This is a genomic window from Pseudomonas asiatica, assembly GCF_040214835.1.
In the GTDB taxonomy this organism is placed as follows: Bacteria; Pseudomonadota; Gammaproteobacteria; order Pseudomonadales; family Pseudomonadaceae; genus Aquipseudomonas; species Aquipseudomonas putida_Z.
Map to the genome: position 1 here is coordinate 3,282,563 of NZ_CP157874.1, position 26,969 is coordinate 3,309,531.

23 protein-coding genes are annotated in these 26,969 nt (G+C 64.6%); 16 read left to right on the top strand and 7 right to left on the bottom strand.

Annotation, left to right across the window (positions count from 1 at the left end; genetic code table 11):
- Positions 1-63: 63 nt before the first annotated feature.
- Complete coding sequence (locus ABNP31_RS14685; protein WP_085616944.1) at positions 64-948, bottom strand: hypothetical protein; 885 nt, start codon at positions 946-948, stop codon at positions 64-66.
- A 196-nt stretch (positions 949-1,144) separates the two neighbouring features.
- Between ABNP31_RS14685 and ABNP31_RS14690 the strand changes: the two genes are divergently transcribed.
- From ABNP31_RS14690 to ABNP31_RS14710, 5 genes are all read left to right on the top strand, one after another.
- Positions 1,145-2,125 (top strand): aliphatic sulfonate ABC transporter substrate-binding protein, encoded by a 981-nt coding sequence (locus ABNP31_RS14690; protein WP_350012442.1) that lies wholly within the window; start codon positions 1,145-1,147, stop codon positions 2,123-2,125.
- A 16-nt stretch (positions 2,126-2,141) separates the two neighbouring features.
- Positions 2,142-3,533 carry an LLM class flavin-dependent oxidoreductase gene (locus tag ABNP31_RS14695; RefSeq protein WP_350012443.1) on the top strand — a complete coding sequence of 464 codons (1,392 nt, stop codon included), beginning with the start codon at positions 2,142-2,144 and terminating at the stop codon, positions 3,531-3,533.
- Between the two features lie 106 nt (positions 3,534-3,639).
- Positions 3,640-4,476 (top strand): bifunctional allantoicase/(S)-ureidoglycine aminohydrolase, encoded by an 837-nt coding sequence (locus tag ABNP31_RS14700; protein WP_013972924.1) that lies wholly within the window; start codon positions 3,640-3,642, stop codon positions 4,474-4,476.
- Between the two features lie 90 nt (positions 4,477-4,566).
- Positions 4,567-5,166, top strand: coding sequence for an START domain-containing protein (locus ABNP31_RS14705; protein WP_350012444.1), 600 nt, complete (start codon positions 4,567-4,569; stop codon positions 5,164-5,166).
- Positions 5,167-5,491: 325 nt separating this feature from the next.
- Positions 5,492-6,427 carry a LysR substrate-binding domain-containing protein gene (locus ABNP31_RS14710; protein WP_350012445.1) on the top strand — a complete coding sequence of 312 codons (936 nt, stop codon included), beginning with the start codon at positions 5,492-5,494 and terminating at the stop codon, positions 6,425-6,427.
- Between the two features lie 34 nt (positions 6,428-6,461).
- On the opposite strand, the gene ABNP31_RS14715 is transcribed toward ABNP31_RS14710, so the two are convergent.
- Entirely contained in the window at positions 6,462-7,880 is a 1,419-nt protein-coding gene (locus ABNP31_RS14715; protein WP_350012446.1) for an amino acid permease, read from the bottom strand.
- 344 nt (positions 7,881-8,224) lie between these two features.
- Positions 8,225-8,647 carry an Lrp/AsnC family transcriptional regulator gene (locus ABNP31_RS14720; protein WP_012272037.1) on the bottom strand — a complete coding sequence of 141 codons (423 nt, stop codon included), beginning with the start codon at positions 8,645-8,647 and terminating at the stop codon, positions 8,225-8,227.
- Between the two features lie 187 nt (positions 8,648-8,834).
- Here ABNP31_RS14720 and ABNP31_RS14725 point away from each other — a divergent pair, with 187 nt between their 5' ends.
- Together ABNP31_RS14725 and ctlX are read left to right on the top strand one after the other, a co-directional pair.
- Entirely contained in the window at positions 8,835-9,887 is a 1,053-nt protein-coding gene (locus tag ABNP31_RS14725) for an ornithine cyclodeaminase (RefSeq protein WP_350012447.1), read from the top strand.
- Between the two features lie 25 nt (positions 9,888-9,912).
- Entirely contained in the window at positions 9,913-10,866 is a 954-nt protein-coding gene (ctlX, locus tag ABNP31_RS14730) for a citrulline utilization hydrolase CtlX (RefSeq protein ID WP_049866761.1), read from the top strand.
- Positions 10,867-11,479: 613 nt separating this feature from the next.
- Here ctlX and ABNP31_RS14735 read toward each other — a convergent pair.
- Positions 11,480-12,361 (bottom strand): LysR substrate-binding domain-containing protein, encoded by an 882-nt coding sequence (locus tag ABNP31_RS14735; RefSeq protein ID WP_085591441.1) that lies wholly within the window; start codon positions 12,359-12,361, stop codon positions 11,480-11,482.
- Positions 12,362-12,431: 70 nt separating this feature from the next.
- Positions 12,432-14,222 carry a gamma-glutamyltransferase gene (ggt, locus tag ABNP31_RS14740; protein WP_350012448.1) on the bottom strand — a complete coding sequence of 597 codons (1,791 nt, stop codon included), beginning with the start codon at positions 14,220-14,222 and terminating at the stop codon, positions 12,432-12,434.
- A gap of 117 nt (positions 14,223-14,339) precedes the next feature.
- On the opposite strand from ggt, the gene ABNP31_RS14745 reads away from it, so the two are divergent.
- Positions 14,340-14,990: an ankyrin repeat domain-containing protein gene (locus tag ABNP31_RS14745; protein WP_085665614.1), complete on the top strand. Its 651-nt coding sequence runs from the start codon at positions 14,340-14,342 to the stop codon at positions 14,988-14,990.
- Between the two features lie 217 nt (positions 14,991-15,207).
- Here the strand turns inward: ABNP31_RS14745 and pobA are convergent, their stop codons facing one another.
- Complete coding sequence (gene pobA / locus ABNP31_RS14750; RefSeq protein WP_085665615.1) at positions 15,208-16,395, bottom strand: 4-hydroxybenzoate 3-monooxygenase; 1,188 nt, start codon at positions 16,393-16,395, stop codon at positions 15,208-15,210.
- 172 nt (positions 16,396-16,567) lie between these two features.
- Between pobA and ABNP31_RS14755 the strand changes: the two genes are divergently transcribed.
- The 3 genes from ABNP31_RS14755 (at position 16,568) to ABNP31_RS14765 (ending at position 18,963) form a co-directional block, all read left to right on the top strand.
- Positions 16,568-17,446: a helix-turn-helix domain-containing protein gene (locus ABNP31_RS14755; protein WP_350012449.1), complete on the top strand. Its 879-nt coding sequence runs from the start codon at positions 16,568-16,570 to the stop codon at positions 17,444-17,446.
- 199 nt (positions 17,447-17,645) lie between these two features.
- Complete coding sequence (locus tag ABNP31_RS14760; protein ID WP_013972930.1) at positions 17,646-18,044, top strand: MerR family transcriptional regulator; 399 nt, start codon at positions 17,646-17,648, stop codon at positions 18,042-18,044.
- Between the two features lie 19 nt (positions 18,045-18,063).
- Positions 18,064-18,963 (top strand): hydroxymethylglutaryl-CoA lyase, encoded by a 900-nt coding sequence (locus tag ABNP31_RS14765; RefSeq protein WP_061551595.1) that lies wholly within the window; start codon positions 18,064-18,066, stop codon positions 18,961-18,963.
- A 532-nt stretch (positions 18,964-19,495) separates the two neighbouring features.
- Here ABNP31_RS14765 and ABNP31_RS14770 read toward each other — a convergent pair.
- Positions 19,496-20,014 (bottom strand): MgtC/SapB family protein, encoded by a 519-nt coding sequence (locus ABNP31_RS14770; protein ID WP_013972932.1) that lies wholly within the window; start codon positions 20,012-20,014, stop codon positions 19,496-19,498.
- A 251-nt stretch (positions 20,015-20,265) separates the two neighbouring features.
- Between ABNP31_RS14770 and ABNP31_RS14775 the strand changes: the two genes are divergently transcribed.
- From ABNP31_RS14775 to ABNP31_RS14795, 5 genes are all read left to right on the top strand, one after another.
- A complete protein-coding gene (locus ABNP31_RS14775) occupies positions 20,266-20,505 on the top strand; it encodes a DUF3203 family protein (protein ID WP_025338886.1) in 240 nt (79 codons plus the stop codon).
- A gap of 121 nt (positions 20,506-20,626) precedes the next feature.
- Positions 20,627-22,030 carry a cytochrome c oxidase accessory protein CcoG gene (ccoG, locus tag ABNP31_RS14780; RefSeq protein ID WP_350012450.1) on the top strand — a complete coding sequence of 468 codons (1,404 nt, stop codon included), beginning with the start codon at positions 20,627-20,629 and terminating at the stop codon, positions 22,028-22,030.
- 50 nt (positions 22,031-22,080) lie between these two features.
- A complete protein-coding gene (gene mapR, locus ABNP31_RS14785) occupies positions 22,081-23,490 on the top strand; it encodes a GntR family transcriptional regulator MpaR (protein WP_025338884.1) in 1,410 nt (469 codons plus the stop codon).
- Between the two features lie 57 nt (positions 23,491-23,547).
- Complete coding sequence (locus ABNP31_RS14790) at positions 23,548-25,203, top strand: PAS domain-containing sensor histidine kinase (protein ID WP_350012451.1); 1,656 nt, start codon at positions 23,548-23,550, stop codon at positions 25,201-25,203.
- A gap of 63 nt (positions 25,204-25,266) precedes the next feature.
- Positions 25,267-26,961 carry a response regulator gene (locus tag ABNP31_RS14795; protein WP_085665621.1) on the top strand — a complete coding sequence of 565 codons (1,695 nt, stop codon included), beginning with the start codon at positions 25,267-25,269 and terminating at the stop codon, positions 26,959-26,961.
- Positions 26,962-26,969 lie beyond the last annotated feature (8 nt).

Consider the following 26,969-nt stretch of genomic DNA (forward strand, 5'->3'; position numbering starts at 1 on the left):
GGGTAGCCATCACCCGCGGCGGCTGCCCACCCGCAAACGGCGCCTGCCCAGCCAGGCGCAGGGTCAGTCGCGCTGGGCGGTATTGCGTTCCAGCGGCGGGGTCAGGTGCAGCACGCGGTTGCGCCCGCCTTCGGCCAGCAGGTAGCCGCCCTTGCCATCGGCAACGATCGACTGCGGCGCCTTGAGGAACGACAGCACGGTCTGCCGCGTGCCGTCGGCGCCGATGCGCAGCAGCCGGGCCCGGTGAGTGTTGTCTTCGCTGATCCACAGGCCGCGCTGGTCGCAGAACAGGAACGTCGGGTTGCGCAGGCCATCGACCACCACCGGGTCCCGGCCATCGTCGGACAAGGCGCGGACCTTGCCGTTGGCCTTTTCGGTATACAGCAGACGCCCGTCGCTGCAGCGGGTCAGGCCTTCGGTTTCGGTCAGGCCGGAGCGCAGCACATCGAGCTGGCCGCTGCGCCAGTCATAGCGCATCAAACGGCCATTGCCCTTGCGGTCCTCGATGGCGTACAGGTGCTCGCCGTCGTTCCACAGGCCCTGCACGCTCTCGCCATCGAACAGCCGCGTGACCTGGCCATCGCGGGCCAGGCTGACCGGGGCAAACCCGCCTTCCTGGCTGAACACCCAGCCTCCCTGCGCCGCCACCATGCCGTCGGGCTTGGACAGGTTGTCGATGACCACCACCCGATCACCTTGGGCGGTGATCCTGAGGATGCTGCCACGGCCATCGTCCAGTTCGCGGCTGACCAGCAGGCTGCCATCGGCTTGCGGCAACAGCGACGCGGCCTTGGTCACGTCGCGGTGCAGCACCTCGACGCCCCAGCCGGAGGCGGCCTGGACCGGGTAGAAACTCTGCCAGGCAAAGAAGCCCAGGGTGGCCGTGAGCAGGCCGGCGGTGGCGGCCAAGGCGATGCGGGTGCTGCGCTTGCGCAGGATGTGCGACATGTAGGGCTCCTCGGGAATGCCGGGGAGCCTAGCAAGCGAATGTGAAAAAAATGTCGAAATGGACCAACCATTACAAAACAAATGGATATAAAAATAACAAAACAATCTAACAAACAGGAATATAAAAATTGAAAGCCAAACGCCACCTCCTTAGTCTGGGCACATCGTTTCCCTTCCAGATCAAGGAGCAATGCCCATGCCCGCCCGTGCCTTCTCCCCCCTGCGCCGCCTGTTGATCGGCGGCTTGCTGGCCAGTGTCGCCAGTACCCTGTTGCCCTGGTCCCAAGCCCTGGCCGACGAGGCCAGCACCCTGCGCATCGGTTACCAGAAGTTCAACAGCATCAACATCCTCAAGGGCAGCGGCGCCCTGGAGAAGGCCCTGGCACCGCAAGGCGTGAAAGTTAGCTGGCACGAGTTCGCCGCCGGCCCGCAGTTGCTCGAAGCCTTGAGCACCGGCGCCATCGACCTCGGCCATGCCGCCGACGCACCCTCGGTGTTCGCCCAGGCCGCAGGCAAGCCGGTGGTGTACCTGGCCGCCGAGCAACCCTACCCACGCGGCATCGGCCTGGTGGTGCGCGAGCAGGACCACCTGGCCAGCGTGCAAGACCTCAAGGGCAAGCGCGTGGCCACCGGCCGCGGCTGGAACGCCCAGTACCTGCTGGCCGTTGCCCTGGAACAGGCCGGCCTCAGCTACCAGGACATCACCCCAGCCTACGTCAACAACGCCGCCGATGCCGTGGCTGCCCTGCAATCGGGCAGCGTCCAGGCCGTAACCCTGTGGGACCCGTTCCTCGCCGCGGCAGAAAGCCAGCCGGGCCTGAAGAACCTGCGCGACGGCAGCGGCCTGTCCAACAACCGCACCTTCTACCTGTCCACCGCCAGCTTCGCCGACCAGCATCGCGCCTTGCTGAAGACCTTCTTCGCCGAACTGGGCAAGGTCAGCCAGTGGGTCAATGCCAAGCCTGCGGAAGTTGCCGCGCTGCTGGCCCCGCAACTGGGGATCAACGCCAACGTGCTGCAAGTGGCGAGCGAGCGGCGCAACTACAACGCCGTGGCCATTACCCCGCAGATCGTTGCCGAGCAACAGAAGCTGGCCGATACCTTCCAGGGCCTGGGCCTGATTCCACGCAAGCTGCAGGTGGCCGACGCGGTCTACCCGGCTTCCGTATTGCCTTGAGCGGAGCGCGCCCACCATGCCCCGCCCGATTCGCTTCAACGCCTTCAGCATGAATGCCGCCAGCCACCAGTCCCCCGGCCTGTGGCGCCACCCGCGCAACACCAGCGTGGCCTTCAACCGCCTGGGCTACTGGACCGACCTGGCCCGCCTGCTCGAACGCGGCCTGTTCGATGCCCTGTTCATCGCCGATGTGCTGGGCATCTACGACGTCTACCAGGGCGGCCCCGAAGCCGCCCTGCGCGGTGGTGTGCAGGTGCCGGTCAACGACCCGCTGCTGCTGGTGCCGGCCATGGCCGGGGTTACCGAGCACCTGGGCTTCGGCGTCACCTTCTCGCTCACCTACGAACACCCCTACCCGTTCGCCCGGCGCATGTCGACGCTCGACCACCTGAGCAATGGCCGGGTCGGCTGGAACATCGTCACCGGCTACCTCGACAGTGCCGCGCGCAACCTGGGCCTGGCGCGCCAGCTGGGCCACGACCAGCGCTATGACCTGGCCGAGGAATACCTGCAGGTGCTGTACAAGCTCTGGGAGAAAAGCTGGGACGACGATGCGGTGCTGCTGGAGCGTGACAGCGGGCGCTATATCGAACCCACCCGGGTGCACCCCATCAACCATATGGGCGAGCACTTCCAGGTGCCGGGCATGCACCTGTGCCAACCTTCGCCGCAACGCACGCCGGTGCTGTTCCAGGCCGGTGCTTCGGCACGCGGCCAGCAGTTCGCGGCGCGGCACGCCGAATGCGTGTTCATCAGCGGGCCGACGCCCACGGTACTGCGCCGCTACGCCGACGGCATCCGCCAGGCCAGCGAGGTGGCCGGGCGTGGCCGGGACGAGGTGCTGATCTACGCCCAGGCGCTGTTGATCGTCGCCCCTACCCGGGAGGAGGCCGAGGCGCGCTTCGCCGAATACCGCCGTTATGTCGACCTTGACGCCGCCCTGGCGCTGCTGTCGGGCTGGACCGGCATCGACTTTGCCGGCCTCGACCCCGATGCGCCCATCGAATACGTCGAGAACGATGCCGGCCGCGCGGCCCTGGCCGCCTTCACCGCCGCCGACCCGAACCGCCGCTGGACCGTGCGCGAGGCTGCCGAGTTCGTTGGCCTGGGCGGCCGTGGCCCGGTGCTGGTGGGTGCTGCCAGCGAGGTGGCCGACCAGTTGGAAAGCTGGCTGGACCAGACCGGCATCGATGGCTTCAACCTGACCTACGCAGTGCAACCGGACGACCTGGCAAATGTGGTCGAGCTGCTGGTGCCGGAGCTGCAACGCCGTGGCCGCTACCCGCTGAGTTATGCCGAAGGCACCTTGCGCCACAAGCTGTTCGGCCAGGGCGACCGCTTGCCGGAAGGCCACGCTGGCCGGCAGGTTCGCATTCAGCCGGCAAATACCGGGCATTCCAACATTTAATTTGTGGATGGCACACACTCGACCCTATTCTGTCGCCACATCCCCTGCGCCGCACCGGCCGGTGCGGTTCACGGCATGGGGAGAGAACAACAAGTCGAGATCGTCCATGTCGAACCATTCGTACTTCGCCCCCCACGGTGGGCACCCGGCTCAGACCGAGCTGCTGACTGACCGTGCCATGTTCACCGAAGCCTATGCCGTCATCCCCAAGGGCGTGATGCGTGACATCGTCACCAGCCACCTGCCGTTCTGGGACAAGATGCGCATGTGGGTCATCGCCCGCCCGCTGACCGGTTTTGCCGAAACCTTCTCCCAGTACATCGTCGAAGTGGCCCCGGAAGGCGGCAGCGAGCGCCCTGAGCTGGACCCGAACGCCGAAGCCGTGGTGTTCATCGTCGAAGGCGAACTGGACATCACCGTCGAAGGCAAGCACCACACCCTGGTACCGGGCGGCTACGCCTTCCTGGCCCCGGGCGCCGAGTGGAGCCTGCGCAACAACAGCAAGTCCAACGTCACCTTCCACTGGCTGCGCAAGCACTACCAGAAGGTCGAAGGCCTGGACGTTCCCGAGTCGTTCGTCACCCACCGTGACAACGCCACCGTCATCGAGATGCCGGGCACCGAAGGCCGCTGGGTCACCACCCGCTTCGTCGACATGGCCGACATGCGCCACGACATGCACGTGAACATCGTCACCTTCCAGCCGGGCGGCGTGATCCCGTTCGCCGAGACCCACGTGATGGAACACGGCCTGTACGTGCTGGAAGGCAAGGCGGTGTACCGCCTGAACCAGGACTGGGTCGAAGTGGAAGCCGGCGACTTCATGTGGCTGCGCGCCTTCTGCCCGCAAGCCTGCTACGCCGGCGGCCCAGGCAAGTTCAGCTACCTGCTGTACAAGGACGTGAACCGTCACGTGCACCTGACGCTCAACCCTAAGCGTTAAGCCCAGGCTGATGCCCGCAAGCCCGCCAACCTGGCGGGCTTTCTGTTTGCCGCGCATACTGAAACACCCACCTCCCGCGCGGTACCAGCCATGAACCGCTGCCTGCTGCTCGCCGTCCTGCTGCTCTGCACCCCCGCCCCAGCCGCCGATGACTGGAACCTGGCCTACGACCGCGAAGGCATCCGCGTTTACCTGAGCGCCGCCCCCGACTCGCCCTACCAGCAATTCCGTGGTGTCAGCACCATGAAAGCCAGCGTTCGCACGCTCACCGACCTGCAGGAGAACCTGCGGGTGGCCTGCAAGTGGCTGTACGCCTGCGCCGAGATGCGCTTGCTGGATGTGCAGGGCGAAAACACCTGGGTGTACCTGACCACCAACCTGCCGTGGCCGACGATGCCGCGGGACATCGTGCTGAAGGTCACCACCGAACGCCTGGACGACGGCACGCTGTTGCGCCACCTGAGCGCCGAGCCCGGCAGGATCCCCAAGGTAAAGGGGCTGATCCGCGTACAGCACCTAAGCGGCGAGTGGCGGATGAAACCGCTGGGTGAGCGCAAGACCGAAGTGACCTACCAACTGCAGGCCGACCCTGCGGGGGATGTGCCGGGGTGGCTGGCCAACCGGTTTGTGGTGGATGCACCCGTGGTGACATTGCGGACCTTGCGGGCGGTGGCCGAGCGCCAGCCTTGAAATGCCTGCACGGCCCTATCGCCGACAAGCCGAGCTGCCACTCCGATCGCGCCGCTCTCAAGGCCAGTGAACTGATTCGCAAGCGGTCCGCGCACCCTGTGGGAGCGGCTTCAGCCGCGAAGAATCCAACGCGGTGGATGGCACCGGCTGCGCCGGTGTTCGCGGGTAAACCCGCTCCCACAGGGATTTGCACAAGCCTTCAGATTTGCGCAAGACAGTTTCCACCGGCAGCATCACGGCCCTTCCGGGCTACCGCCATCGCGCTTTTTCTGCCACGGTGCCCGCGCGGCGCGGACCAGCGCGCCGCGCCTGGCCAGGACGTCACATGAAAACACAAGAAAACGACAACACGCATAAAGGCTACCGGCGCATCATCCCGTCGATGACCGCGCTGCTCGAATTCGAAGCTGTAGCCCGTCACACCAGTTTCACCCTGGCTGCCCAGGAGCTGGGCGTCACCCAGGCCGCGGTCAGCAAGCAGGTCAGGCAGCTTGAAGAAAACCTCGGCCGCCAACTGTTCCAGCGCCTGCACCGCGGCATCCGCCTGACCAGCGAGGGCCAGGCGCTGTACGCGGTGGTTTCCGATTCCATGCAGAAGATCGCCTCGGTCTTCGACCGCCTCAGCGAAGGCGACAGCGAACAGGTACTGGTGCTCAGCTCCACCGCCACCTTCTCCCAGTTGCGGGTGATGCCGCGCCTGGGCAGCCTGCGCAGCGCCCTGCCCCAGGTGCGCCTGCGCCTGGCCACGCAGATGTTCACCGGCGACCTGCGCAACCACGATGTCGACCTGCTGGTGCGCTATGGCAATGGCCGCTGGGAAGACGGCATTGCCCTGCACCTGTTCGATGAAGAGATCTTCCCGGTGTGCTCGCCGGCCTGGCTGGCGCACAACCCGCTGCCGGACTCGCTGGAGGCGCTGTACCGGGCCGACCTGCTGGACGCCGATGCCACCACCGAAGGCTGGATGACCTGGCCCACCTGGTTCCGCGCACTGGGCAGCAACCCGCCGAAGCTGCACTACAACCTGCGCTGCCAGCTGTATACCGACACCATCCAGGGCGCACTGCATGGGCATGGTGTGGCACTGGGCTGGGGGCGCATGCTCGACCACCTGCTGGCGTCCGGCGAACTGGTGCGCCTGACCGACCTGGTGGTGCGGCCGCGTGAGGCCTATTACCTGGTGGTGCCTCACGGGCGCACCACTACCCCGACCATTCTGGGGCTGGTGGACTGGCTGCGCGACAATTTGCCTGCCAGCTGAACAAGTAACTGGGGCCGCTTTGCGGCCCAAAGTGCTAAGCGGCAGTAGCTGCCTGCGGCCGAGGACAGGCCCTGGCCCTGCGCCGATAGGCCAGCAACAGGCCTGCGTACCACAGCGGCATCACGTACAGCGCGGTGCGGGTGTCCGGCTCCAGCGCCAGCAGGCACAGCACGAAGATCAGAAACAGCTGCGACAGCGCAGCGGTGACCTTGCCACCAGGCAGCTTGAACGTCGACTGCTCATGCGCCTGCGGATCCTGTTGGCGATAGGCGAAGTAGGACAGCAGGATCAGCGACCAGGTAACGATGATCATCACCGCGGAAATGGTCGACACCAGGGTGAACACGGTCATCACCTCGGGGATCACGAACAGCAGCGTCAGTGCGATCACCATGCACACCCCCGAGAACACCAGCGCGCGCACCGGCGTACCCGAGCCCGACAACCGCCCGAACGCCACCGGCGCCTGCTGCTGGTGCGACAGGCCGTAGAGCATCCGCGAGCCGGAGTACACGCCACTGTTGGCCGACGAGGCCGCAGAGGTCAGCACCACGAAGTTGATGATGCCAGCGGCAGCGGGCAACCCGCCCAGCAGGAACAGTTCGACGAACGGGCTGCGATTGGCCGGCACATTGGCCCAGGAGATGACACTGATGATGCACACCAGCGAGCAGATGTAGAACAGCAGGATACGTACCGGGATGGTATTGATGGCCTTGGGCAAGGTCCGCTCCGGGTCCTTGGCCTCCGCGGCTGCAGTGCCGATCAGCTCGGTACCGACGAAGGAGAATATGGCGATCTGGAACCCGGCGAGAAAGCCGAGGATGCCATGCGGCATGACCACGCCCGGGGCCACCAGATGGCTGAACGAGGCAGTCACCCCGGCCGGCGAGGTGTAGGACGTGGCGACCATCACCAGGCTGGTTACCACCAGCAGCACGATGGCCACGATCTTGATCAGGCCGAACCAGAACTCCACCTCGCCAAACGCTTTCACCGCCAGCATGTTCAGCCCCAGCAGCAGGAACATGGTGGCGAATGCCGGTAGCCAGGTGGGCACATCCGGGTACCAGTACTGCACGAACCCCGCCACGACCACCACATCGCCCACCGCCGCGACCACCCAACTCAGCCAGTATGACCAGCTGAGGATGTAACCGGCCCTTGGCCCCAGATAGTTGTGCACCAGGTCGGCGAACGAGTCCATCTGCAGGTTGGCCAGCAGCATCTCGCCCATGGCCCGCATGACGCAGAACACGAAAAAGCCGATGATGGCGTACACCAGGATGATCGACGTGCCGGACAGCGCAATGATCTTGCCCGAGCCCATGAACAGGCCGGTGCCAATTGCGCCACTGATCGAAATAAGCTGGATATGCCGGTTTTCCAGCCGGCGCTTGAGCACGCGGCCATCTTCCGGAACTGCGCTTTGCGCGTTGCACGTTTGCTGCATAGTTGACCTCTTATTCTTTTTTTTGTAAAACCTCAGCGCCCCGCGCCGCACCAGTTAGTTGGCACTCAAGTGCAGGCTTTTAGTCATTCAATACTGTCGAAGCGTGGGTATTGAGACAGATGAAGAACAGTTCCCGATGCAACTTCGCAGCGGGCTTACTTATTCTATTGAAACGCACCAGAGTGGCGCGCCCGATACAGTCCCGCGAAAGCCGTTTCATTCTGCCAGCGGCCCGGGTCAAGCGGAACGCTACAGAATGCACACAGCCAAAGGGATTTTGTGCAGTGTGAAAAGCCTGGGTGACAGTTTGCACAATGCACCTGCCACAAGGCCTGACCCAGCGGTCACATCTTGTAGGTCGAGAGCAGGATGCTGGTCTCGGTGTTTTCGATGTGCGGTATCGAGCGGATGGTGTTCAACGCCCGGTCGAAGGCCTCGAGGGTGTCGGCACGCAGCTCAGCCATCAGGTCCCAGCGGCCATTGGTGGTATGGATGGCCACCACGTTGGGATGCCCACGCAGCGCGTGCTTGACCTCTGCGGCGTGGTGGCCGCTGATGCCGATGCTGGTGATGGCCCGCACACCCTGCTCCAGCGCATCGGAGCGCAGGCGTACCGTGTAGCCGATGATCACGCCCTGCTCTTCGAGCCGGGTGATGCGGTTTTGCACGGTTGCCCTGGCTACCTTGAGCTTCTTCGCCAGGGTCAGCACGGGGGTGCGCGCGTTGTCCCGCAACAGCGCAATCAGTTCCCGATCGATAGTATCCATGGATGCCTGCCAAATAATCAGATTGCTATTTTGGGGTGGCAGATTGTCTAGAAAGTTGATGAAACTGGCAACCTGCTCTCTTCATCTTGACGCAACCTTTCATCAAAATGTTCACGCCACTTCAACAATCTCAAGCGTTCACCCCGCAGGCCACTGGGGTGAAAGCGCAATAATAAGGTGCAAGAGCATGACGTATTTCATTGATGTTCCAACCATGTCGGACTTGGTACATGACATTGGCGTAGCGCCGTTCATTGGCGAACTGGCCGCAGCTATTCGCGAAGATTACAAACGCTGGCAGGAGTTTGATAAATCCGCGCGTGTTGCCAGCCATTCGGAAGTCGGCGTGATCGAACTGATGCCGGTCGCCGACAACAGCCGTTATGCCTTCAAATACGTCAATGGCCACCCGGCCAACACCGCCCGCGACCTGCATACGGTGATGGCCTTCGGCGTGCTGGCCGATGTCGACACCGGCTACCCGGTGCTGCTGTCCGAACTGACCATCGCCACCGCCCTGCGCACTGCGGCCACCTCGCTGATGGCAGCGCAGGCGCTGGCCCGGCCGAACTCGCGCAAGATGGCGCTGATCGGCAACGGTGCGCAAAGCGAATTCCAGGCACTGGCCTTCCACAAACACCTGGGCATCGAAGAAATCGTCGCCTACGACACCGACCCGCTGGCCACCGCCAAGCTGATCGCCAACCTCAAGGAATACAGCGGCCTGACCATACGCCGCGCCGGTTCGGTGGCAGAAGCGGTGAAAGGCGTGGACATCATCACCACGGTGACCGCCGACAAGGCCTACGCCACCATCATCACCCCCGACATGCTCGAGCCCGGCATGCACCTGAATGCCGTGGGTGGCGACTGCCCGGGCAAGACCGAACTGCATGCCGATGTGCTGCGCAGCGCCCGGGTGTTCGTCGAATACGAGCCGCAAACCCGCATCGAAGGTGATATCCAGCAGTTGCCGGCGGACTTCCCGGTGGTCGACCTGTGGCGTGTGCTGCGCGGCGAGACCGAGGGCCGCCAGAGTGACGCCCAGGTCACCGTGTTCGACTCGGTGGGCTTCGCCCTGGAAGACTACACCGTACTACGGTACGTACTACAGCAAGCCGATAAACGCGGCATGGGCAGCAAGATCGACCTGGTGCCTTGGGTGGAGGATGACCCCAAGGACCTGTTCAGCCATACCCGCGGTCGCGCTGCCCAAAGCCGCATCCGACGCGTTGCCTAACCCTGCTCCCAACCTGGTATTTCACATGGCATTTCCAACGCGTTCCATTCAGGCACCTGCAGCAGTGGTCATGGTCAGGCCGCATGCCTTCACCCCCAACCCGGAAACCGCAGCCGACAACTCGTTCCAGCGCAGCAACCCCGACATCGCCGCCCAGGCCCTGGCCGAGGTGGCACGCGATGAAGTCACCCAGGCTGCCGGCCGGCTCGAGGCCGAGGGCGTGCGGGTGCATCTGTTCGACGACTTCGGCGAGCACAACACCCCCGACTCGGTATTCCCCAACAACTGGTTCTCCACCCACCCTGGGGGGCACATCGCGATCTACTCGATGTACTCGCGCAACCGCCGCCGCGAACGGCGCGCCGATGTGATCGAGATGCTCAAGCACGAGTACCGGGTGCAGGATGTGATCGACTATTCGGGGCTGGAGCAGGACGAACTGTTCCTTGAAGGGACCGGCGCCATGGTCTTCGACCACCTGTCGCGGGTGGCCTATACCGCGCGCTCCAACCGCGCCGACCCGATTGCCCTGGAGCGCTTCAGTACGCACTTCAACTTCGAGCCGATGGTGTTCGACACCGCCGATGAACAAGGCACGCCGATCTACCACACCAATGTGCTGATGTGCGTGGCGACGGAGTTTGCGCTGGTGGGCTTTGGCACCTTCACCAACAAGGCGCGGGCCGAGGAAGTGCGCATGCGCCTGCTTGAGTCGGGCCGCGATGTGATCGACCTGAGCAACCGGCAGATCAGCCAGTTCGCCGGCAATGCCATCGAACTGTCCGGGCGTGATGGGCGCATCCTGGCGCTGTCACGCAAGGCCTTCGACAGCCTGACCGGCGAACAGCGCCAGCGCATCGAACGCTCGGCGCGGCTGGTGCCACTCGATGTACCGACCATCGAAATGGCAGGGGGCTCGGTGCGCTGCATGATTGCCGGGATACACCTGTCGCCAAGAATGACCGCTGCCTGCGCCTGACCCACGACCTTACTGGCTGACGCGGCCCTTGTAGGAGCGGCCTTGTGACGCGAAAGGGCCGCATAGCGGCCCCGGCAATCTCTGCAGCGACGCTGAAACCTGGGGCTGCTGCGCAGCCCTTTCGCGACGCAAGGCCGCTCCTACAAGGGATCGCGTGAGATTGCCAAATCCTGTATCGCCGCACAGATCGTCAGATCCCGCCACCTGCCAGCATCCACCCTCGGCCGGTGGACCACGTTCTTGTAGGAGCGGCCTTGTGTCGCGAAAGGGCCGCAAAGCGGCCCCGGCAATTTCTGCAGCGACGCTGAAACCTGGGGCTGCTGCGCAGCCCTTTCGCGACGCAAGGCCGCTCCCACAGGGATCGCGTGAGATTGCCAAATCCTGTATCGCCGCACAGATCGTCAGATCCCGCCACCTGCCAGCATCCACCCTCGGCCGGTGGACGAGGTTCTTGTGGGAGCGGCCTTGTGTCGCGAAAGGGCCGCATAGCGGCCCCGGCAATCTCTGCAGCGACGCTGAAACCTGGGGCTGCTGCGCAGCCCTTTCGCGACACAAGGCCGCTCCTACAAGGGATCGCGTCAGATTGTAAAATCCTGCATCGCCGTACAGATCGTCAGATCCCGCCACCCGCAAGCAATTGCGTCATCACCTCGGCCAACGCCTTGACCATCACATCCGCCGTCGGCCGGTGGACGATGACGATTTCGTAGCTGTCGACTTCCGGCAACCCTTGCCCTGCCCCCAGCACCCGGTGCTCGCCAGTGGCCGCCCGTGGCGGCAGCAGGCTGATACCCATGCCATCGGCGACCGCTGCCTGGATACCGCTGAGGCTGGAGCTGGTGAAGCTGATGCGCCAACGCCGGCCCATGCCTTCGATGGCGGTGATCATGTCGTCGCGGTACAGGCCACGGGGCGGGAAGGTCACCAGCGGGATCGGGTCCAGCTCGAAGGCGGGCGTGCGCGCGCTGTCGATCCACTGCAGGCGTTCGGGCCAGCAGGCCACGCCTTCGCGGCTGTTGCGCCGCTGCTTGAGCAACACCAGGTCGAGCTCACCGTTGTCGTAGGCCTGGCTGAGGTCGCGGCACAGGCCGCTGGTCACTTCCAGCTTCACCTGCGGGTGCAGCCGGCTGAAGGCCGACAATGCATTGGTGGTACGCCCGCCCACGAAGTCCTCGGGCACGCCAAGGCGCACGGTCATGCCAACCATCGCCCCGGCCAAGGCTTCGAGCATCTGGTCGTTGAGGGCCAGCATGTGCCGGGCATAGCCGAGCAGGGTCTGCCCGGCGTCGGTCGGCAGCACGTCGCGATTGCCACGCACCAGCAGACGGTGGCCAACCATATCCTCCAGGCGGCGCACCTTCTGGCTGATGGTCGATTGGGTGGAGTGCAGCCGCGCAGCAGCCGTGGTGAAGCTGCCGCAATCGGCCACCACGACAATGGCACGCAACAGGTCGAGGTCGAACAGGGCCCTATTCGATTTCACGCTGATGGACATCTTGATATTCAACTTCTGAATGGCAAGACTGACTTCTACCACGCCACCTGCTGCACCGCAACGCGCACCGCTAGTCGCCGACTGCCACGCCTTCGCGCCGCGGGTCGGCACCGCCCGACCAACCCTCGCCACTGCGCTGGATGATCTGCATGCCACTGGTCATGGTCATCGGCGTCACCTCATGCCCCCAGGCTGCCAACTGGCGGATCAGTGCCGGGCTGGCCAACCCCGCCTCTACTTCGGTGCCGGCATTGCGGCTGCCGAAGTTGGGCAGGCCGGCGGCCTGCTGCGGGTCGAGCTGCCAATCCAGCAGGCCGATCAGCGCCTTGTTCACGTAGCCGATGATCTGCGAGCCACCGGGCGAACCCAGGCTGGCCACCAGCTCGCCGGAAGCTTGCGAGAACACCAGGGTCGGCGCCATGGCCGACAGCGGCCGTTTGCCCGGTTGCACCCGGTTGGCCACAGGCTTGCCTTGTTCCCGGGGGATGAACGAGAAGTCGGTCAGGTGGTTGTTGAGCAAAAAGCCCTTGACCATCAGGTGCGAGCCGAACGCCGCTTCCACCGAAGTGGTCATGGCCAGGGCCTGGCCGCGGTCGTCCACCGCGCTGAGGTGCGAGGTGGATATGCGCAGCGGCGAGCGGTCTGGCGCCAGGGCCAGATCGGCTCCCTGCGGCTGGCCCGGGCGGGCGCGTTTCATGCTGTACTCGCCGACCTGCGCAGCGCGGCTGGCCAGGTATGCGGAGTCGGTCAGGGCCTTGAGCGGCACCGGCACGTAATCGCTGTCGGCCAGGTACTGGGCGCGGTCGGCATAGGCCAGGCGCTCGGCCTCGGCAACCAGGTGCACGGCCAGCGGCGGGGCTTCCAACCCGGCAACCGACGAAGTGCGCAGCGGCCGCATGGCGGCAAGGTCGCGCTTTGGCGAAGCCCGTTGCAGTGCCTCCAAGATGCCCAGGGTCTGCAGCACCGTCACCCCGCCCGACGACGGCGGCGGCATGCCACAGATGCGCCAGGCCTTGTAGGGGCCGCACAGCGGCTCGCGCATCTTGGCCCGGTAATGCTGCATATCCTGCAACGACAGGTAGCCGGCATTGGCATGGCTGCGCACCTTGGCGACGATGGCTTCGGCGATCTCGCCGCTGTAGAACACTTCGGGGCCGTGCGCGGCAATCTGCTCGAAGGTTTGCGCAAGCTCGGGGTTGCGCAAGGTAGCCCCCACCGCCAGCGGCTTGCCCTGCTCATCCAGGAAGTAATGGGCCATGGCGGGTGAACGGGCAATGAACGGGTCGCCCGCCACCAGCGTGTGAAGGCGTTCGGAAACCGTAAAACCGTTACGTGCCAGCGCAATGGCCGGGGCGAACAGGTCGCGCCAGGGCAGCTTGCCGTGCTGCTCATGGGCCAGCTTCAGGGCACGCAGAACCCCCGGTACGCCCACCGAACGCCCGCCGATCTGCGCCGCCCTGAATGGCATCGGTGAACCATCGGCTTGCAGGAACAGGTTTTCCGTCACCGCCGCCGGGGCTGCCTCGCGGCCATCGAACGCCTGTACGCGCTGCCCATCCCAGTAGAGGATGACCCCCCCACCGCCAATGCCGCTGGATTGCGGTTCGACCAGGGTCAGCACCATCTGCATGGCGATGGCCGCGTCGATGGCGCTGCCACCGGCACGCAGCATCGCCCGCCCCGCCTCGCTGGCCAGCGGGTTGGCAGCTGCAGCCATGTGCCGGCTGGCATGCACCGGCTGCAGGCCGGTGCGGTAGCCGGAGGCCAGTTCCGGTGGTGCGGGCAGCACCTGGTCGGCACAGGCCCAGCCACTGGCAGCTACCAGGCACAAGGCGCCCATCAGGGGGGTGGAGAATGTCATCGTTGTGCTTCCCGCCATTACCTATTCAGCAAGGCACTGTCTGTCATGCGCAAACTTAACTTCAAGCCCTGGCGTGTTTTTTCTAGGATGCGGGCAGGTCATCGAGGAGCCTGCCCCATGCGTTCACTACTTGCTGCGATGCTGTTCGCCCTGTGCACCAGCCTTGCCGCCCACGCCGAGAGCACTGCCATGGACAACCGCCTGCACAATGCTGCCCGTCACGATGATGTGCGCACCCTGCAACAACTGCTGGCACAAGGTGCGCAGCTGGAGAGCCGTGACGAGCAAGGGCGCACTGCCCTGCTGGTGGCCACCCATGGCAACCAGGTTGCGGCCGCGAAAGCGCTGATCGAGGCCGGTGCCGATGTGAATGCCAAGGACAACATCGACGACAGCCCGTACCTGTATGCCGGGGCACGTGGCCTGAACGACATCCTGCGGCTGACCTTGAGCCACGGTGCCGACCTCAAGAGCACCAACCGGTATGGAGGCACTGCTCTGATACCCGCCGCCGAACGCGGGCATGTCGAGACCGTGCAGTTGCTGATCGATGCCGGGGTGGACGTGAACCATCTCAACCGCCTGCACTGGACTGCGCTGCTGGAGGCGGTGATCCTCGGTGACGGCGGGCCACGGCATGTGGAGATCGTGCGCCGGCTGCTGGTGGCCGGGGCAGATAGGCAGATTGCCGACAAGGATGGGGTGACCGCGCTGGAGCATGCGCGGCAGCGGGGGTATCGGGAAATGGAGGCGTTACTGGCCCGCTAGGCAATGCTGGCTTTCGAATGCCGGGGCTGCTTTGCAGCCCAATCGCGACACAAGGCCGCTCCCACATGTAATCGTTTGCCTCACAGGCGCTGCTGTACCTGTGGGAGCGGCCTTGTGTCGCGATTGGGCCGCAAAGCGGCCCCAGCAATTTTGCAGGAATGCGAAGACCCTGGGGGCGCTTCGCGCCCCTTTCGCGACACAAGGCCGCTCCTACAGGTCAGGCCACTTCTTCGAACGGCAGCCCTACATAGTTCTCGGCAATGTTCACCAACCCCGCCGGCGAGGTCAGGAAATACTCGCGGTCGGCCTCCTGCATCTTCTGGTCCCAGGCGTCCTTGTGGCTGCCGAAGTCATGCAGCAGCTGGGTCATGAACCAGCTGAAACGCTCGCCTTTCCACACCCGGCGCAAGGCCAGCGGCGAATACTGCTGCAGCAGGTCGGTGCGCCCTTCGCGGTACACCTTGACCAGGATGCGGTACAGGTAGTTGACGTCCGATGCCGCCAGGTTCAGGCCCTTGGCGCCGGTCGGCGGGACGATATGCGCAGCATCCCCGACCAGGAACAGCTGGCCATACTGCATCGGCTCGACCACCAGGCTGCGCAGCGGCGCGATGCTCTTCTCCAGCGCCGGGCCGGTGACCAGGCGCGCAGCCACGTCTTCGGGCAAGCGTGCCTTCAGTTCCCCCCAGAAGCGCTCGTCGGACCACGCCTCCACCTGCTCTTCCAGCGGTACCTGCAGGTAGTAGCGGCTACGGGTGTGCGAACGCTGGCTGCACAGCACGAAACCGCGTTCGTGGTGGGCGTAGATCAGTTCGTGGTTGACCGGTGGCGTGTCTGACAGCATGCCCAGCCAGCCAAACGGGTAGACCCGCTCGTACTGCTTGAGGATGCCCTCGGGGATGCTCTGCCGCGAGACACCGTGGAAGCCGTCACAGCCGGCAATGTAGTCGCAGTCCACCCGGTGCACCTGGCCGTCTTTTTCATAGGTCAGGCAGGGCCGTTCGCCCTTGAGTTCGTGCGGCTGGACATTGCTTGCCGAATAGATGATCGGCGCGCCGCTGGCTTCACGTGCCTGCATCAGGTCACGGGTGACTTCGGTCTGGCCGTATACCATCACCGTCTTGCCACCGGTCAGGGCCTTGAGGTCCAGGCGTTGGCGGCGCCCGCCGACCAGCAGTTCGACACCCTCGTGTACCAGGCCTTCACGGTCCATGCGCTCGGCCACACCGGCTTCACGCAGCAGGTCGACCGTGCCTTGCTCCAGCACCCCGGCACGGATGCGGCCAAGCACGTATTCGGGCGTCTGGCGTTCGACGATGACCGTATCGATACCGGCCTTGTGCAGCAGTTGGCCCAGCAGCAGGCCAGACGGACCTGCACCAATAATTGCGACCTGAGTTTTCATTGTTGTTGTCTCTGTGCGGACGATGCCGGCCCTGGACTGGCAGTGGGGCGGCATCTGCTGTTAGGGTTTGCCCTTGCATTTTTAATGGCAAAAACAGCCATTGAAGTGTGCTATTCCATACATAACCTGCACTTTTACAAAAAACGTTCGATTAACGGACAGGCCTGCACGCATGAAATCCACCCTCCCCGGCGTCCCCTTGTTCAAGCTGTATGGCGAAAACCAGCCCTGGCCCGGCACCGACCTGCTGCACTGCGAGTCGATCCCGGCGCGTAGCCGTTTGCACCACTGGGAAATCAAGCCGCACCAGCATGCCGAGCTGTTCCAGTTGCTGTATGTGCAACGCGGCCGGGCCGAGGTGGAGGTAGAGGGGGTGCGCAGCGCCATCAGCGAAGCGGCGATCCAGGTGGTGCCGCCGATGACCGTGCATGGCTTTCGCTTCAGCGCCGATATCCAGGGGCATGTGCTGACCTTTGGCACGGCACTGGTGGCCAACCTGGAGCAGCGCCTGGGCGCGCCGCTGGCGGTGCTGGCGAAGGCGGCGTGTTACCCGCTGGGCCGCGACCGGGTGCACCTGCGCAGCCTGATCGAGACCCTGCAGCAGGAGTACCAGGGCAACGCCCCGGCGCGGGCGGCACTGCTCGAGGCGCTGGTGACGGCTCTGATGGTGTGGATCAGCCGCCGCCAGCAGTTGGGGCAGCCGCCTCGCAACCGCGATGAACGCGACCGCCAGTTGCTGGGGCAGTACCTGCGCCTGGTCGAGGCGCATTACCGTGAGCACCTGTCGGTGGAGGAATTTGCCGCGCGGCTGAATATTCCGAGTTTGCAACTGAACCAGCTGTGCCGGGCGCTGAGTGGGCAGACCGCGCTGCAGGTGGTGCACCAGCGGTTGCTGCTGGAGGCGCGGCGCAACCTGATCTATACGCGGATGAGCATCGGGCAGTTGTCGGATAGCCTGGGGTTTACCAACCCCACCTATTTTGCCCGGTGGTTCAAGCGGTTGAGTGGGCAGACGCCGAATGGGTATCGCAGGTCGGGGTTGTCTGAGTAACTTTTTCGCCTGTGCTGCCCTCTTCGCGGGTGAACCCGCTCCCACAGGGACGGCGGTGCCCTCAAGGCCTGTGCACTTCCTGTGGGAGCGGGTTTACCCGCGAAGAGGCCGGCACAGGCAACACACATCCCATGCCCCTGCTTGACGTATACGTCAACCTGCCCTCAGGATACCCGCATACCCCACGCCGAGCCCCAGCATGAGCACCCAGACCTACAGCATCTCCGACCTGTCCCGCGAGCTGGACATCACCACCCGCGCCATCCGTTTCTATGAGGAACAGGGCCTGCTGAGCCCCGAGCGCCGTGGCCTGGAGCGTATCTATTCGGCGCGTGACAAGGTCAGCCTGAAGCTCATCCTGCGCGGCAAGCGCATCGGCTTTTCGCTGGCCGAATGCCGCGAGCTGATCGAGCTGTACGATCCCTCCAGCGGCAACCTCAAGCAGCTCAACAGCATGCTGGCGAAAATCGCCGAGCGCCGCGCCCAGCTGGAACAGCAGATGCTCGACATCCACCAGATGCAGCTGGAGCTGGACACCGCCCAGGAGCGCTGCGAACAAGCCCTGGCCGCCACCCTGAACAACAAAGACAACCGCTGAACGCCACAGGAAACCCGCCATGTCCTTGCCCAAACACGTCCGCCTGGTCGAAGTAGGCCCCCGCGACGGCCTGCAGAACGAAGCCCAGCCCATCAGCGTCGCCGACAAGGTGCGCCTGGTGGACGACCTCACCGAGGCGGGCCTGGCCTATATCGAAGTGGGCAGTTTCGTCTCGCCCAAGTGGGTACCACAGATGGCCGGCTCCGCCGAAGTGTTCGCCGGCATCCAGCAGCGCCCGGGTGTCACCTATGCGGCGCTGGCCCCCAACCTGCGCGGTTTCGAGGACGCCCTGGCCGCCGGCGTGAAGGAAGTGGCGGTGTTCGCGGCCGCCTCCGAAGCCTTCTCGCAACGCAACATCAACTGCTCGATCAGCGACAGCCTCAAGCGCTTCGAGCCGATCATGGAAGCCGCGCGCAACCACGGTGTGCGCGTGCGCGGCTATGTGTCGTGCGTGCTCGGCTGCCCCTATGAAGGCAAGGTCAGCGCCGAGCAGGTCGCCCCGGTGGCCCGTGCCCTGCACGACATGGGCTGCTACGAGGTATCGCTGGGTGACACCATCGGCACCGGCACCGCCGGCGAAACCCGGCGCCTGTTCGAGGTGGTCGCGGCACAGGTACCGCGCGAGCAACTGGCCGGGCACTTCCACGATACCTATGGCCAGGCCCTGGCCAACGTGTATGCCAGCCTGCTCGAAGGCATCAGCGTGTTCGACAGCTCGGTGGCCGGGCTGGGCGGCTGCCCCTATGCCAAAGGCGCTACCGGCAATATCGCCAGTGAAGACGTGGTGTACCTGCTGCAGGGGCTGGGCATTGAAACCGGCATCGACCTGGACCTGCTGATCGCCGCCGGCCGCCGCATCAGCAGCGTGCTGGGCCGCGACAACGGGTCGCGGGTAGCGCGGGCGCGCAGCGCGCAATAAGTCATACGGGTGTCACATTGGTGTGGGTGAAGTGTTACCGCCCCCACGTTTTGCAGCAAAAAATCGGGTAACAGGGAAACAAATCGGCAGAATTTCAGGCCGTTCGATTTCGACTGAAATCGCCAAGTGCTTGATTTTAAAGGGTTTGCAAAAGTTGGCACGCACCCTGCTATATCTCTGGCACAACAACAAAAAGAATGTGACACCCAATAAAAACAACAGGTAACGGCTCTGACATAACAAGAACAACACGGCAGAGGCGTAGCAAGCAGATTTTTTTGGAGTCGACACGCTTTTCAGGGGTACGCCCCGCGGTCTGGCACAGAACAATAAAACTACCTCCAGGTAGCGGCAGCCAGGTTCGGATCAGCAATGATGAAGGCAGGTCAGCGCTCAAAAAAATACGTTTGCTCTTGACCCCGCATGGGGGTCGCCCGCAACACCAGGACAGGCTGACAAAAACAACAACAGGCCGGTCCCAATAATAAAAAAAGAGCAGGCAACAACGCTTTGAGGGGAGCTTCGGCTCCCCTCAGTGCTTCCTGCCCTCTTCCTCCTCCTGCTTTCCCTCATCCTGCCCTTCGAGCTTGTCCACCAGCAACGGCATCGTGCCCAGCACCAGCAGGGCCAGTATCGTGCTGATCAACGCCGTGGCTTCACGGCCCATGCCGGCTGCCGTACCGATGGCGGCGGTCATCCACAACCCGGCGGCAGTGGTCAGGCCCTTCACATGGCTGGCGTCCTGGCCGTTACCCTTGAGAATGGTGCCCGCACCCAGAAAACCGATACCGGCGACAATGCCCTGGATCACCCGGCTCAGCGCCTGCTCATCGGCCCCGGCCATGCTCGGTGCCAGCACGAACAGCGCGGCGCCAAGCGAAACCAGCATATGCGTGCGCACCCCGGCGGCCTTGCCCTTGTGCTCGCGCTCGAAGCCCAGCACGGCGCCGAGCAGGGCTGCCATCAGCAGGCGTACGAGGATTTGCGTGACCTCGCGCTCGTCGGTGATATCGGCGAATTCGGCCTGGATTGCTTGCCAGATGAGGTCCATTGCTTTTCCCCTGCCTGAGTATTGCATTGCCAGGCCCGGCCTCTTCGCGGGTAAACCCGCTCCCACAGGTACTGCATTGCATTGAAACCTGTGCAAACCCTGTGGGAGCGGGTTTACCCGCGAAGAGGCCAGGCCTGCCATCTGCAAGGGTTGACCCCCGAACAAATGACAAAGTGCCGTTCAGCCTGCTGATGCAGCAACCTTCCCCTCAGCACGGTCCACCCTGTAACCACCCCCAGGAGGACCACTCCATGCCCATTGAAATCGACGAAACCACCCGCCGCTGCACCCTGATCGCCGAAGACCTGCGCCTCGAGGGTGATGGCCCGTCCATCGAAATCGTCACCGACGAACAGCTGCGAATGTCCGTGGCCCTGCTCGCCGGCCAGCGTGTGCCCATCACCGAAGCCGAGGCCGATGCACTGACCGTGGCGGGTGCGGTGGATAGCCGCAGGCATCTGAAGGCAAGCACGCCAGGCTCGGTAATCTGAGGCCTGGCGGGGCTTGCCCGTAAATCTGATACGGTTTTTATCGCAAAATCTGAGCCTGTGCTGATAACAGCCTCAGGGCCATAGTGCTCATGCCTGATCGAGGCCTGATGAGCACCGAGCCATGAACGATAGAATCCCTTTCGCAGAGATCGCCACCGCCCCAGCCAGCCCCCAGCCGCGCCGCGCCGACAATGGCATCCATACCCGCAGCTTCACCGGGCTGTACCGCAACCTGCGCATCGGCTTCGCCGGCGCCCTGTTCGTGCTGTTCTTCGGCACCGCCTGGCTGAACTGGAATGGCCGCCAGGCCGTGCTGTGGGACCTGGGCAACAGCAAATTCCACATCTTCGGCGCCACCTTCTGGCCGCAGGACTTCATCCTGCTGTCGGCGCTGCTGATCATCTGCGCCTTCGGCCTGTTCGCCATCACCGTGTATGCCGGCCGCGTATGGTGCGGCTACAGCTGCCCGCAAAGCACCTGGACCTGGCTGTTCATGTGGTGCGAAAAGGTCACCGAGGGCGACCGCAACCAGCGCATCAAGCTGGCTTCCGCGCCCTGGAGCCTGAACAAACTGGCCCGGCGCACGCTGAAGCACAGCCTGTGGCTGGCCATTGGTGTGCTCACCGGGCTGACCTTCGTCGGCTACTTCACCCCGATCCGCCCACTGGCCGCGGAGCTGTTCACCTTGCAACTGGGCGGCGTGGCGCTGTTCTGGGTGCTGTTCTTCACCGCCGCCACCTACATCAATGCCGGCCTGCTGCGCGAAGCGGTGTGCCTGCACATGTGCCCCTATGCACGCTTCCAGAGCGTGATGTTCGACAAGGACACCCTGGCGGTCGCCTATGACCCGTGGCGCGGCGAAGCCCGTGGCCCGCGCAAGAAAGGCAGCGACCTCCGCGCCCAGGGCCTGGGCGACTGCATCGACTGCACCTTGTGCGTACAGGTGTGCCCCACCGGCATCGATATCCGCGATGGCCTGCAAATGGCGTGCATCGGCTGCGCGGCGTGCATCGATGCCTGTGACGGGGTAATGGACAAGATGGGCTATGCACGTGGCCTGATCGGCTACAAGTCCGAACGCAGCCTGCAAGGTGGCACCACCCATTGGCTGCGCCCGCGCCTGCTGGGCTACGCCGCCGCGCTGGGGGTGATGATCGCGGCGCTGGTGGTGGCCTTGCAGCTGCGCCCGATGGTGTCGCTGGATGTGATCAAGGACCGCGGCCTGTTCCGCGAGAATGCCCAGGGCCAGATCGAGAACATCTACCTGCTCAAAGTCATCAACAAGACCGAAAGCACCCGGCACTACCAGCTGCGCCTGCTGGACGCCGACGGCTTCAGCCTGCAGGGCAAGACCTCATTCATGATCCCGGCCGGTGAAATGAGTGAACTGCCGGTGTCGGTGGCGATGCTCGCCGAGCGCCCGGCCAGCAGCTCGCAGACACTGAGCTTCGAGATCAGCGAGCGCGACGACCCCGCCATCCGCAGCGTGGCCCACAGCCGCTTCGTCGCGCCGCTGAACCGTTGATCCCTTACACTGACTCCACCTTGCCTGCCAGGCTTCGACAGAAGGCCAGAATGAAACGCTACGAACGCTTTGCCGACGACATCGCCGAACTGATCCGCTCCGGGGTGCTGGGCCCCGGCCAGCGCGTGCCCTCGGTGCGCTATGCCAGCCAGACCCACGGGGTCAGCCCGTCCACCGTGTTCCAGGCCTACTACCTGCTGGAGCGGCGCGGGCTGATCCGCGCCCGGCCGCGCTCGGGCTACTTCGTCAACGCTCACGCCCCGCGCCAGTTCAGCGAGCCGCAGGCATTGCAGCCGGTCAGCGAGTCCACCGACGTCGACGTCAGCGCGCTGGTGTTCTCGATCCTCGACTCGATCAAGGACCCCAACACCGTGCCGTTCGGCTCGGCCTTCCCCAGCCCCGAGCTGTTTCCGCTGCAACGCCTGTCGCGCTCGCTGGCCAGCGCCAGCCGCAGCATGGACCCGCGCATGGTGGTGACCGACCTGTCACCCGGCAACCCGCAACTGCGCCGGCAGATTGCCCTGCGCTACATGGTTGGCGGGCTGATGTTGCCGATGGAGGAGCTGCTGATCACCAACGGCGCGCTGGAAGCCCTGAACCTGTGCCTGCAGGCCGTCACCCAGCCCGGTGACCTGGTGGCCATCGAAGCGCCCGCCTTCTATGCCTGCCTGCAGGTACTGGAGCGGCTCAAGCTCAAGGCCGTGGAAATCCCTGTGCACCCGCGCGAAGGCATGGACCTGGGCGTGCTGGCGCAAACGCTGGAGAAGCACCCGGTCAAGGCCGTGTGGTGCATGACCAACTTCCAGAACCCGGTGGGCGCCAGCATGCCGGAGGCGAAAAAGCAGGCACTGGTGGAGCTGCTGGCGCGTCATCAGGTGCCATTGATCGAAGACGACGTGTACGCCGAACTGTACTACTCGCAACAGGCACCCAAACCGGCCAAGGCCTTCGACACCCAGGGCCTGGTGATGCACTGCGGCTCGTTCGCCAAGAGCCTGGCACCCGGCTACCGCATCGGCTGGGTGGCAGCCGGGCGCTTTGCGCAGAAGATCGAACGGCTCAAGCTGATGACCTCGCTGTGTGCCTCGATGCCGGCCCAGGCGGCCATCGCCGACTACCTGCAGCACGGCGGCTACGACCGCCACCTGCGCAAACTGCGCTATGCCCTGGAAGGCCAGCAGGCCAACATGCTGGCGGCCATCGCCCGGCACTTTCCGGCGCAGACGCGGGTCAGCCAACCGTCCGGCGGCTACTTCCTGTGGCTGGAGCTGCCCGAACAGATGGACGCTCTCAAGCTGTTCCACATGGCCTTGGCCCAAGGCATCAGCATCGCCCCCGGGCCGATCTTCTCGCCCACCCGGCGCTTCGGCAACTGCATCCGCCTGAACTACGGCAGCCCCTGGCACGAGGATGCCGAACGGGCCATGGAAACCCTGGGGCGAATCATCCGCTCGTTCTGATGGCTGGTGCCCCGGTGGGCGACTATAGTTGCCCGATCCGCTCACCGGGCCCTCGCCATGCAAGCAGATTCGCTCCCGTCCCTGGCACAGCTGCAAGCGCGTGTCGCAGAACTGGAAGCTCGCCTGGCCGAGCGCGACGACACTGCACAGGCCCACAACCGGCTGCTGGGCGAATTGCTCGACAACAGCCTGGCCAACGTGTTTGCTGCCGACCGCAGCATGCGCCTGATAGCGATCAACCGCATGGCCCGGGAAACCTTCGCGCATTACCGTGGCTTCGTGCCGCAGATCGGCGATTACGTGCCGCAGTTCCTGCTCAACCAGCCTGACATCATGGGCCGCCTGGCACCGGTGTGGCCACGCGTGCTGGCCGGCGAAGCCTTCATCGACACCATCACTCTCGGCCCGCCTGACGCCCCGCGCCATTACGAGATTCGCTACCACCCGTTGCACGATGCGCAGCAGCAAGTCCAGGGCGGGTACCTGTTCGCCTATGACATCACCGAGCGCGTGGCCGAGCAGGAACGCCTGCGCCAGGCCGAAGAAGCCCTGCGCCAGTCGCAGAAAATGGAGGCGGTCGGCCAGTTGACCGGTGGCATCGCCCACGACTTCAACAACTTGCTGGGCAGCCTGCTTGGCGCACTGGAGCTGGCAGAGCAACGCCTGGGCCAGCAACGCTTTGCCGACACGGCCCGCATGCTCGAGCTCGGCCGTAGCAACGCACTGCGCGCCTCAGCCCTGGTGCAGCGGTTGCTGGCCTTTTCGCGCCAGCAGACGCTGCTGCCACAAGCGGTGGATGTGCAGCGCCTGGTCGCCGACATGCATGACCTGATCCGCAGCTCGACCGGCCCGCACATCGACTTCCAAGACCGCACACTGACTGCGCAATGGTCGATCCGCATCGACCCGCAACAGTTGGAGAACGCCCTGCTCAACCTGTGTATCAACGCCCGTGACGCCATGCCGCTGGGCGGCACCTTGCGCATCGGTTGCGAGAACGCCGATCTCGCAGCGGCCGAGGCCGAGCGCCTGGACCTGCCGACGGGCCACTACCTGCACATTCGAGTCGAGGACACCGGCGTGGGCATGTCCGGTGAGGTGCTGCAACGCGCCCTCGAACCCTTCTTCACCACCAAGCCACTGGGCCAGGGCACCGGCCTGGGATTGTCCATGGTCTATGGCTTTGTTCGCCAGTCCGGGGGGCAGTTGCTGATCGACAGCGTCGCCGGGCAAGGCACTTGCGTTCACCTGTACCTGCCCCGAGACCGGAGCGCTCCCGCAACCTGCAACGACGAGCCAGCCACATCCGCCACCGCGCCCCTGCAGGCGCGCGGGTGCCGGATCATGCTGGTGGAGGACCAACCGGCCTTGCGCCTGGTGCTGGTCGAAGTGCTGACGGAGCTGGGCTACCAGGTGCAAGCTTTCGAGGGCGGCCACCCGGCGCTTGAATCGTTGCAGGAAGGGCCACCACCGGACTTGCTGATCACCGATGTCGGTCTGCCTGGGCGGGTTGATGGTTACCAGCTTGCAGAGGCCTACCAAAACCTGGTGGAGCATGCCCCGGTATTGCTGATTACCGGCTACGACGCTGCCGATACGGTGCACTTTGCCCGGCCCGACAGGCGCACCGAACTGCTGCACAAACCCTTCGACCTGAGCACCCTTGGCGAACGGATCGAGCGGCTGCTGGCCATTGCGCCACACCCGCGTTGACTGGCTATTCGCCTGTTGCCGAACACGCTAAAGTCTGGGCTTCATCCACTGTCGGACGTCGGCATGCCCTCCCGCGACCTGCTTTCACTGCGCCAACAAGTCGAAGCCCTGCAGCAACAGAACGCGCTGCTGGAAGCCCGCCTGGCAAGCCATCAGCAACACGACCAGGACTTCTACCGCTCGCTGTTCGACACCATGGACGAGGGCTTCTGCATCATCGAGTTCTTCGACGGCCCGCACGGCCCGCTGAGCGACTATGTGCATGTGCTGGCCAACGCGGCCTATGCCAAGCACGCCGGCATCCCCAACGTGGTCGGGCAGAAACTGCGCGAGATGGTGCCCGATGAGGCCGACGATTGGGTCGCTCGTTATGGCGCGGTGCTGCGCACGGGCGAGCCGCTGCATTTCGAGCAGGAACTGGTCGCCACCGGCCATGTGTTGTCGGTGACCACCTTCCGCGTAGAGCCTGCCGAAAAGCGCCAGGTGGCGGTTCTGTTCAAGGACGTCACCGCACGCCGACGGGCAGAGCAGGCCCTGCAGCGCCTGAACGAGGAACTGGAACAACGGGTGAATGCGGCACTGGCAGAACAGGCCAAGGCCGAGGAGGCCCTGCGCCAGGCACAGAAGATGGAAGCGGTCGGCCAGCTCAGTGGCGGCATCGCCCACGACTTCAACAACCTGCTGGGCGGCATCCTCAGTGCCCAGGAGCTGATGCGCCAACGCCTGGAACAATCCCGTTTCGACGCCCTGGAGCCGTTGCTGAAGCTGTCCAGCGACTCGGCGCAGCGGGCCTCTTCGCTGGTACACCGGCTGCTGGCATTCTCCCGTCAGCAGACCCTGCAGCCCTGCTCCACGCAGGTGGCCACGCTGGTGGGCGGCATGGAAGAGCTGCTGCGCCGCACCATCGGCCCCTCCATCACCCTGACCAGCCAATTCCCCTGCCAGCTGTGGCCGACCTTCATCGACCCGCCGCAACTGGAAAGCGCCCTGCTCAACGTGTGCATCAATGCCCGCGATGCCATGCCCACTGGCGGCGTGATCGATATCCTCGGTGACAACCTGCAGCTCGACGACCAGCAAGCCCGTGCACTGGAACTGCCAGCTGGCGAATACGTGCGGCTGAGCGTCAGCGACAGCGGCAATGGCATGTCGGCGGAGGTGGCCGAGCGCGCCGTCGACCCGTTTTTCACCACCAAGCCGATGGGCCACGGCACTGGGCTGGGCTTGTCGATGACCTATGGTTTCGTGCGCCAGTCGGGCGGGCAGCTACGGGTGTTGTCGACACTTGGCGAAGGCACCCGCATCGAGCTGCTGCTTCCCCGCCACCACCAGCACCCCGAAGCCCCGGCACCCAGGCCACCGCGCACACTGCTGGAAAAAAGCAGCAGCGCCACGCAGCGTATTCTGCTGGTCGAAGACCAGGCCGCCTTGCGCGTGGTCGTCTGCGAGGTGCTGGAAGAACTGGGCTATCGGGTCGATGCATTCGAGAACGGCCCGGCCGCCCTCGCCCACCTGCAAGCTGGCGAGCGGCCAGACCTGCTGTTGAGCGATATCGGCCTGCCTGGCGGCCTGAATGGCCGCCAGTTGGCTGAACGTTGCCGCGAGCGCCACCCCGACCTCAGGGTGCTGTTCATCACTGGCTACGACGAAAGCGCGGCGCTCAGTGACGGCCAGTTGCTGCAAGGCACTCAGGTGCTGACCAAGCCGTTCGAACTGGAAGTGCTGGCCGAACGGGTACGCACGCTGCTGGAGGATTGAACGGCGCG